At 29.6% G+C, this 9096-nt stretch carries 11 protein-coding genes; 5 read left to right on the top strand and 6 right to left on the bottom strand.

Annotation, left to right across the window (positions count from 1 at the left end):
• Nucleotides 1-250: 250 nt before the first annotated feature.
• Both QM867_RS04890 and QM867_RS04885 read left to right on the top strand, forming a co-directional pair.
• The gene (locus QM867_RS04890; RefSeq protein WP_006144804.1) at nucleotides 251-397 is read left to right on the top strand and encodes a hypothetical protein; all 147 of its coding nucleotides are present in this window, start codon (nucleotides 251-253) and stop codon (nucleotides 395-397) included.
• Between the two features lie 51 nt (nucleotides 398-448).
• A complete protein-coding gene (locus QM867_RS04885; RefSeq protein WP_414315264.1) occupies nucleotides 449-937 on the top strand; it encodes a nucleotidyltransferase family protein in 489 nt (162 codons plus the stop codon).
• 68 nt (nucleotides 938-1005) lie between these two features.
• Here QM867_RS04885 and QM867_RS04880 read toward each other — a convergent pair whose 3' ends face one another.
• The 5 genes from QM867_RS04880 to QM867_RS04860 all read right to left on the bottom strand — a co-directional run bounded on the left by QM867_RS04880 (nucleotide 1006) and on the right by QM867_RS04860 (nucleotide 4498).
• Nucleotides 1006-2139, bottom strand: a complete 1134-nt coding sequence (locus QM867_RS04880) for a site-specific integrase (RefSeq protein ID WP_315640418.1) — start codon at nucleotides 2137-2139, stop codon at nucleotides 1006-1008.
• A gap of 3 nt (nucleotides 2140-2142) precedes the next feature.
• Nucleotides 2143-2337 carry a DUF3173 domain-containing protein gene (locus QM867_RS04875; protein WP_006144810.1) on the bottom strand — a complete coding sequence of 65 codons (195 nt, stop codon included), beginning with the start codon at nucleotides 2335-2337 and terminating at the stop codon, nucleotides 2143-2145.
• Nucleotides 2338-2398: 61 nt separating this feature from the next.
• A complete protein-coding gene (locus QM867_RS04870; RefSeq protein WP_414258629.1) occupies nucleotides 2399-2785 on the bottom strand; it encodes a hypothetical protein in 387 nt (128 codons plus the stop codon).
• Between the two features lie 2 nt (nucleotides 2786-2787).
• Nucleotides 2788-3828: a replication initiation factor domain-containing protein gene (locus QM867_RS04865; protein WP_414258628.1), complete on the bottom strand. Its 1041-nt coding sequence runs from the start codon at nucleotides 3826-3828 to the stop codon at nucleotides 2788-2790.
• A gap of 208 nt (nucleotides 3829-4036) precedes the next feature.
• On the bottom strand, nucleotides 4037-4498 hold the full coding sequence (locus tag QM867_RS04860) for a hypothetical protein (protein ID WP_223339727.1): 462 nt from the start codon (nucleotides 4496-4498) through the stop codon (nucleotides 4037-4039).
• A 238-nt stretch (nucleotides 4499-4736) separates the two neighbouring features.
• On the opposite strand from QM867_RS04860, the gene QM867_RS04855 reads away from it, so the two are divergent.
• The gene (locus tag QM867_RS04855) at nucleotides 4737-5189 is read left to right on the top strand and encodes a helix-turn-helix domain-containing protein (RefSeq protein WP_187539654.1); all 453 of its coding nucleotides are present in this window, start codon (nucleotides 4737-4739) and stop codon (nucleotides 5187-5189) included.
• Between the two features lie 146 nt (nucleotides 5190-5335).
• Here QM867_RS04855 and QM867_RS04850 read toward each other — a convergent pair whose 3' ends face one another.
• Nucleotides 5336-7204 carry a hypothetical protein gene (locus QM867_RS04850; RefSeq protein WP_414315263.1) on the bottom strand — a complete coding sequence of 623 codons (1869 nt, stop codon included), beginning with the start codon at nucleotides 7202-7204 and terminating at the stop codon, nucleotides 5336-5338.
• Nucleotides 7205-7630: 426 nt separating this feature from the next.
• On the opposite strand from QM867_RS04850, the gene QM867_RS04845 reads away from it, so the two are divergent.
• On the top strand, nucleotides 7631-8287 hold the full coding sequence (locus tag QM867_RS04845; RefSeq protein WP_045760166.1) for a hypothetical protein: 657 nt from the start codon (nucleotides 7631-7633) through the stop codon (nucleotides 8285-8287).
• Complete coding sequence (locus QM867_RS04840) at nucleotides 8284-9093, top strand: hypothetical protein (protein WP_315640422.1); 810 nt, start codon at nucleotides 8284-8286, stop codon at nucleotides 9091-9093. The genes QM867_RS04845 and QM867_RS04840 overlap by 4 nt, the downstream gene beginning before the upstream one ends.
• Nucleotides 9094-9096: the final 3 nt, after the last annotated feature.

The raw sequence follows: 9096 nt of genomic DNA, 5'->3' as shown, positions 1-9096 counted from the left end.
GAAATGCCTTTGGATTTCGGAACTTTGACAACTTTAAGAAACGAATTTTCATCGCTCTGAATATAAAAATGAAGAGGACATCAATTGTCCTCTCCAGATGTTAGTTTTTATTCAACCCACTACAGTTGACAATGAGCCAAATTTTTTTTTTGCTAAATTAGGAAGAAAATATTTAACATATTTTGTATTAAACTTGATTCGTTTTATGTAAAAATATACAATAGGTATATACTATTCAAGGAGAGATATCATGTTATACAATCAAGAAAATTATTCTATGCTCGAAGTTGAACAAGCAAAAAGCGATATTAAATCTCTAGCGAAAGAAAAGTCAAAACTTGTTAAACTTGATTTTAATAATCCAAAAGATGTATCTGAATTTTTCGATAAAGAATAATTTTTACTTTTCGATGTTAGAAGTATTTTTCTAGGTAATAAAGAGGTTCTCGTGGTTTATACAATAGATGAAATTAAGGCTAAGATTGAGCCTATTGCTAAACGATATAACGTATCAAAAGTCTACTTGTTTGGTTCCTATGCAAGAGGAGAAGAAGACAAAAATAGTGATATAGATATTGCTTTAGAATTAGGAGATATAACGAAATTTATGGATGTATACGGGCATTTTTCGACCATCTTTAGTGGAAATGTAGATATTCTTTTAGTTAGTGATTTATTGTCACCTAAAACCAATATTGGCTCATTGGTGAAAAAGAATTTTTTAAATGATAGAGTTCTCATCTATCAAAAATTGGAGGAAGCTATGGTAGAAAATTTAGTTAATAATCCTCGTATGAGAGATATAACCGAGTATAATGAAGTCACTCAGAATGCAATTAAGGAAAGTTTAGAAAAGTATAAAACGGAGGGAATAACTAAAAGTTCCGAAAGTATAGATAATTATTTTGAAAGAATGGTTCGTGAAAATACCAAGTAATTTTTGGTAGAGCTTAGTTATTTTATTTTCAATAAGAAAAAGAACAGCACTTATTTTGGCTGTTCTTTTTATAATAGATTATCTAGTTTATCTGCTAAATCTTTTTGTTTACTTGGGTATAAGTGGGAGTAGGTATCAATTGTTGTGGTTATAGAAGCGTGTCCTAATCTCTCTTTTACAATTAAGTAGTCTTCTCCTTGGTTTATTAAAAGAGAAGCGTGAGAGTGTCTAAAATCATGAATCCTTATTTTCTTTAAAGAACTATCTCTAGCTAGAATCTTTTTATATTGTTTTTCAATAGAATTTTTTGTTAGAGTGATTGGACTATCCTGAAAGATTTGGAGTTTTTCAGTATCAGTTGAAAATTCTCTTAGTCTTTCTGTCTGTTCTTGTTTCCATTCTTCTAGTGTTTCTATAAGCTTTTTATTAATAATGATTCTTCTAGTACCGGATTTAGTTTTTGTAGAACTAATGTGTTCTTCACCTTTATTCACGTACATAGACTTACTAACATGTATTGTACTTGTAGAAAACTCTATATCTTTCCAAGTAAGAGCGAGTGCTTCTCCAAGTCGTAAGCCAGTAAAGAAAAGTACTGTAAATAGTAGTTCAAGATTATATTCGTCGTTCTTGAATAGTGAAAGAAAATGTTTAAATTCTTTAACTGTCCAAAATTGCATTTTTCTTTTTTCTATCGGTAATTTTTTCAATAAACCTACTGGATGTTCTTTGTAATATCCTTTTCTTAATCCAACATCTAGTATTTTCTTTAATAGAACAATGATTTTATTAATAGTATTTGGACTCAATTTTTTCTCAGAATTTTTAGCATTCTTTTCTCGTAAATGTTCCCTAAACTGATATATATCTTCATAAGTTAGTTTATCTATATTATCGACTTTTGAAAAATAGTCTTTGATATGTTTATTATAATTGTTTTCTTGAGTATCAATATAGCTCTTTTTTCTATTGTTTATTTCATCCTCTTCTTTTAACAATTGATAAAGCATATCTATTGTTATTTTTGCGCCAAAATTTTTCTCTTTTAGTTCTACGCTTCTTAAGTATCGCTCGGCTTCCAAAGCCTCTTTTTTGGTTTTGAATCCTTTTCTAACAATTCGTCGTTGTATTAGTGTTATAGGGTTCGTTCCACTAGAAACATCAGCAATCCATGTCCCATTTTTGCTTTTACGAACGGCCATTTACTATGCTTCTTTCTGTAATTCTATTCCTAGTAGTTCTTCAGCTATTGTTGCAGGAATTGTTCCGATTCGTTTGTTATTATAGATAGCAAAGCCACGATTGACTAATAGCACTTTCCCAGTATGTATAATTTTTCTAGCAGTACCAGGACTAAATCCAAGTTCAATTAAATCATCTTTTGTTACTGTTTTAATCATTGGTTTTCCTTAATTTATTTTATAAACTAAGGGGAGCGACTAACTCCCCTTAATTCAGTAGTTATTTTTGTTTCTTGTCTACTAAGTGAATAGCATCAGCCTTATAATACATCGTTTTGCTAATCATTGAAACTCGAAGGTTTTCAAATGTAACTGGAACTTCATCCATTGCTTGAATATAATCATTATCGACTAATGGTTCAGGGTTATCAACAGATACTTGTGTTGATTTCTTTTTAAATGGTCCATCTTTGATAGTGATATTATATTTCCAACCAATAATATTTTGAGTATTAAATCGTTTTTCACTTCCATCACTATTTTTGATAATCTCGCCATTTTCATCGACTCTTGTTTCAGTTTCAAATTTTGGAAGCACCTCATCCAATTCAAATTTAGTTCCAATATTATTGAAATCCCAATCATTTTGTGAAAGCATTTTTGCCATAGTTAATTTCTCCTTTTGATGTTTTCTTTAATTGTGGGTATCAAGTCTTCTCTTTTGAAGGATATTGCCCTTTCTATGAGTTGACTTGCTAGCTCTGGAGGAAACTCCAAAGTTTCTAACTTTTCAAAGTTCTCTTTCTCTAGTTCAAATAGTAATTCATTTTCATAGAGAAATTTATATGCTCTTAGAATGGCTCCAGAACCTTTAAAGACAAGCCACTCTAATTTTTGTTCAAGTTCTGTTTTTGGTTTTGACACAATAATAGTCACCGGCTTTGATGCACCTAGAAATTTTTCCCAAGACCTAAGAGGTTTTGAAAATTGACTATCAGTGTAAAACTTCACTTTATCCTTTAAATATCCTTTTGTAAAGTTTAGAATATCTATTTCTGATTTTAGCCATTCTTGAATGAAGTAGTGAGCTTTCTCTTTACGTAGTTCTAACTCCGTTCTTATCCAATTTTTGATAAATCTCTTGCTAACACCGAGCTTTGAAGCTTGTTCTAAGCGTTTATCATAAATTCTAAGTCGTTCATCATCAGAAGGCCTTCTTAAATATAAGGTCTGCCCTGTTTTCTCATCTCCGTATGTAGTGTAGACGTTGCTCTTACCATATAGGAATCGATTTTTCTTACAAAGTTTAGCAAGCTGATTTGGAGTGAAGTAAGGGACTTCGTTAAAATCGTCTATTGCGATATCAATTCTTCTTACTGAAAATGACTTATAATTGGAATATAGATTATCTAAGAAGTGTCGTTCAGAAAGTCCTTTTGGGGTTAAAACCATATCTCGATAGAATTCTAAAGCTTGTCCTGACATGACAAGCATAAAAGAATTTTCTTCATCCCCATAATAGATACGGATATTACCATAGTTTATCTGAGAGTCATATTCATAGTATTTAAGACTTCCTTTATCTATTATAAATAGCTCTGTATCAAGAAATAAGATATCTTCAACTATTTCTTCTAGTGAAAAGTCGAATGTATTGAACTGGATTTGAATCCAGTCAAAAACAGAACGTAAATTCTCGTTTTTTGCCATAAATTTTGACTCAACTTTTTGCCTATTTTCACCACCTCAAAAATCGTGAAAACCCCTGATAATACTGCATTCTTTCGATGATACACCTGACTTGCAGAGGGTGGTGTTACTACACACCCTCACCAACCTTGGAAAAAGCTCTTTGTTGTTCGTTTGCGCTTACGATTTGTTACGGTCTGCGGTAACATACTCGCCGACCGTAACGAACCTACTTGCCGAACTTCCTACGAGCTTTTTCCCAAGCACCAAATGGAAGTCGTTCAAGTGTTGCGAGAATTTCTTCTTGCTCTTTTTCCAATCGTTGAAATTTCATTTGCAGTTTTTTATTACTAGAATACAAATTCTTAAAATTATCATTCAAGGTAATAAAATCTTCTTTAAGGGTTTCAAGTTGCTGAATAAGAGTGTATTCCTTATGTTTATGAATATCTCCATAAGTTTCCCTTATAGCATCTTTTAATGACATCTCATTTTTCAAATAAGCAATTGTCTTGAAATCCTCAACATCATCATCAGTGAAGTTATAAAAACTCACAAACTGCCGACTATTCCTTGCTTGAACTTTTTTAAACTCATGACCACTAATTTCCTTTATCAAGGTTATCCATTTTTTGGCAGTACTGACAGAGTTTAAACCGTCAACCGTAGAAACAAGTTTATTTATATCCATATTCCCCCCGTTCTAACGGAAAGTGTGGTATAATGATTTTAGAAAAATTTTGTTTAGTCTTTGATTTTGTAGTGATTATCAAAGACTTTTTAATACAATCATAGGCATTTACCTCCGTTTAAATTTTTATCTTTTGGAAAACGTCGGATTATCCGACATAATTATAATACACCCGATTTTAGAGATTGTCAAGAAAAATGTCGTTTTTTTCGACATTTTAAATTAATTAGGAGAAAATATGAGCATTTTTGGAGATAATATAAAGAGATTAAGAAAGAATAAGGGCCTAAAACAGCAAGAAATAGCTGAATTATTGGGTGTAAAACGAAATACATACAGTGACTGGGAAAATGGAAAGACGGAACCCAAACTGGAAAACGTTGTTAAAATAGCTCAAATTTTTAATACGACTACTGATGAGTTGTTAGGGCAAACAATATATTCAAAAGCAAGATTAGTTAGATTTTTAGATGACTATGATGTAAGTGATATAAAAAATTGGTCTAAAGAAGAAAGAGATAGCTTTAAATTTGCCATTTTATTTGAAATAATGCAAAGAAATGATAAAATTGGTTTGCTAAACTTAAAGAATAATTTAATTGTAGAGCATAACTTAGATAAAATTGAACGAGAAGTAATTAACACTATTTTTAAAGAAGTGCAATTGGAGTTTCAAGATTTTCCAAATTAATATACAATTTAATTAAAATCTTTGATGAAGTTCAAGCTAAATATGAGTATGTAGAAAATAGTTTATAATGTAATAAAAAAATAGCCTTATCTTTTTGATAAGGCTATTTTCTTTTACTCAACTTAATAGTTCACTAGAATTTAGTATCACTTATAAGAGTGTTTTAAAGTTGTATAGTACTCCAATTCATCATTGATTCTCATCACATAAAAAATGACAATCTGAAGTAACTCTAAATAATTTTGTAAATGTTCTTCTTCTTTTTTATAAACAAATTTACCATGAGAAAATTTATTTCTTATCTTTAATCCGTTACCATATTTTTTATCATCCAAAATATAAGATAAATAATTACTTTCATATTCAGAAAAAAGATTATCTGAATATTCACAATACCCTTTCTTACAAAGGTCTTCTGCAATGTCTAGTATCAATCTATCTTTATAGTATAGGCAATACGTACCTGACTTCCATAATTTATTCAAAATGTTAATTTCTTGGAAATTTGAAAACTTTATTATATCGTTTGATAGTTTTAAAAAATTCTTTTCTATTAGAATATTTATTTGTCTTACCTGATAATCATCAAAATCTGTAATCTTCACACCTTCTTTTATATGTTTGAAGAAGGTTTTATGTTCTTTTTTCGATGAAATTAAGCTAAGTGTACTTTGGTCAGAAAAAAGCGCAGAGAACAAGGCGGAATTATCAGGATTATTGCTCAATTTTAAAAATTTTTTCTCATTGAATGATTTTAATGAAGCATAAGAGGAGGATTTAGATTTAATCTCTAATAAATCTTGGTTGATTTCCCCATTTCTAACAAATAGTTCGTATTGGTCTAAGATACTATCCATTTCACAAATTATCGATTTTCCTCTTTCGTAATAAGAAGATTCTTTATTGGAAGCATGGAAATGAAAACCTTTTATATCTAACTCTGTTTCAAGGTAAATATTGAAATACCATTCTATTATCTCTTCAACATCAATTTCATTTTGTTTTAAGTAATCAAAATATGCCCGAAATAACAAATTGTGACAAAGTTTTAATTGAGGAAAATAAGAATCATAATGAGCGTTTGATTTGTGAGAAAAGTAACGAGTGAAACTGAATGTTTCTTCATTCGCAACTAGCCAAGGCAATCCCGTTTCATGATTAAAGAAGCCAAGTAAATAAATATAATTATTTAATAATGTCGGAAAATCAAGATGTTCATCTAGTATAATTTTATTTAAAAGAATACCATTTTTAATAGGCTCATATAATTTATCAGAATCTAAAGACTCGATACCAACTGATATGGAGTATTGGAACCCTTCATTAGTTTCAAAATGTTTTTCCCAAAATTTATCACTTTTTCTTTTAGCTAAAAGCTTAATTTCATCATCAAACTCATATTTGCTTAATTTTTTATACTCAACAATTGATTGTAAATAGTTGGGGTTAATACTATCTGTCTGACAGTATTCTCTTGCTAGATTATTTATCTCTTCATTTGTGATACCTAATTTAACGTATAAACCATTAGAATCTGTGAATTTTCCTGATTGATGATTCAAGAAAAATTCTATATTTCTGGACAGAGAGAGAAAATTTTCTTTGATAACTTGCGGAAATAGGTCAATCAGTTTTGTAATATTTTTAAGATTTATTGTCTGGATATTATATTTTTTAATGTATGATTCAAACTGACTAACATCATCTTTATTAATTTTTTCTAAGTCTAGTACTAATTCCCAGAAGACATCTTTATAAAAAACATCAATGCTATCATAGTCTATTTCAAAAATGGTAATTGGGAAATTCATAGATAAATCACTTTGAAATTTTTTAATTAGATGTTTGAATTCAGAAAATTCATTTTCTGTTCTTAACAGTTTTAGGATTAAATAGGTTTCAATTAAACTATTAATTTCATCAGAAGGTCTATACGTTTTAATATAGTCCAGAGCCATATCGTATTGATATGGTTCTATTTCAATGTTAGGGGTATGAAATCTTTGGTTTGACATATACGTGGCACTCCTTTCTATTAATTAGGTTTTTATACCATCGAAGTTTTTTGTTAAATCATAATTTCCCATATCTGCTTTAGTATTATAATGATGAGCTTGTAGGATATAGTTACTTAATGTTAGTATACCATTAAATTATTTATTTATAAGATATTTTTAGTGTCATAGAACATCAAATTGAGACTTCTTTTCAGTCACCTAAAAGTTACTAAAATTTAAAAAAAGAATCTATTTTATAAAATTGAAAAGTCCTAAAACATTATTAAATCAAGATTTTAAGTTTCAAAAAATGTGGGAATTGAACCCAAAATTTCTTTCTTCAAAAAAGTATTTTTGATATACTATATTTAATTAGAATACAAAAAATTTTGGAGATTAGGAGATAAATAAGTGGATAAACAAACCATTTTTTACTGCTATAGAATGACTCATGATTATGGAATCAATCCTTGTGTTTTTACAGAAAATTATGATACAACACCCCATCTTCTTACCGAAGGAGGGTGTATGCTTCAGTTAAGAAGGAATATTAAAAAGAACTGGGCTGAAAAAATAAACTCGAAGTCTGTAGATGCTTACATAATGGCTGTAGCAGGGCATTCAAACGATGGGAAACAATGGAGAGATGAGCAAGGAATGTTTATCACTCCAAAATATAATCATCTAATTTTTGTTGCTAAAATTAGTGAAATTTTAACAATGAAAGAATATTTACTATCTCCAAAATCTAATAATAGAAGAGATGCTTATACTTATCAATGGATGATTGAAAAGAATGGATTAAACCAATCAAGTTTTATGAATGAAGTAGTGATTCTTGCAGACCGTTTTAATTATTTTGGTAAGTCTCCACTTAAAATTCCCAAAGAAATTTTAGATTTTTTTCCGATGGGAGAACGAGCGAGAATAAATGGAAAACCATTCCCAAGATGGAATGCCAAAAATGGATTTTATAACTCGGAAGAGAGATTTACTGATGTATTAGAATTAATGGAATTTGCTGAGACTATACTTGGTTCACAAAACAAAGTAATGGATTTGCCTTATCACCCATTCTTTATACGAGGAAAAGAATTTTGAAAATAATTTTATCAAGAAAAGGATTTGATTCATCTAATGGTGGTATCCCTAGTCCTATACTACCTGATGGAACCCTACTTTCATTACCAATACCTGCTAAAATGGACACTATATCTTTTGACGATTTAAACTATAATGGGGTATTATATTCAGATATATTAAAACAATTAAAAGGGAAGGAAGATAAAACAAACCATTTTAATTGCCATCTTGACCCGGACATAAGAGAAAATGTTAGGAATAATTCTGTTTCTAATTGGAGACCAGCATTTGGTCAAATTAAAAGTTCTCAGGGAATATTACGAAATCAGAATGTTTCTATCGGTGACCTTTTTCTATTTTTTGGATGGTTTAGACAAACTGAAGGAGATATTCATAATGGAACATTGCGTTTTAAGAAAAATGCTCCTGATTTAAATATCATTTATGGTTATTTGCAAATTGGTGACATGACGAATGATAAAGAATGTTTGCAGAATATGTACCCATTTCATCCTCATTCTTTAGAACATATGAGTAGTTTGAAATCTAATATGCTATATATACCAAGTGAAAACTTATCGTTTTTACCTCAAAAAAAAGGCTATGGTAATTTTAATTTTCATGATGGTAGAGTATTAACAATGAGTGGTAAATCAAGAAGCATCTGGAAAGAAATACCGGCACTTATGCCTGAGAATATAAATGGTAATCATAAAAATTCTGCTAAAGATTGTGGTTTAAAATATTCTGGTATATGGCAAGAAAAAGTTTTGTTAGAAAACGAACTATCAAATTCTTGGGCTAAAGAGTTATTTATGTTATAATAA

Source organism: Streptococcus infantis (genome assembly GCF_047463635.1).
Classification (GTDB): domain Bacteria; phylum Bacillota; class Bacilli; order Lactobacillales; family Streptococcaceae; genus Streptococcus; species Streptococcus infantis_W.
The sequence above is the reverse complement of the archived record's forward strand: the minus strand, read 5'-3'. Positions and strand labels throughout refer to the sequence as shown.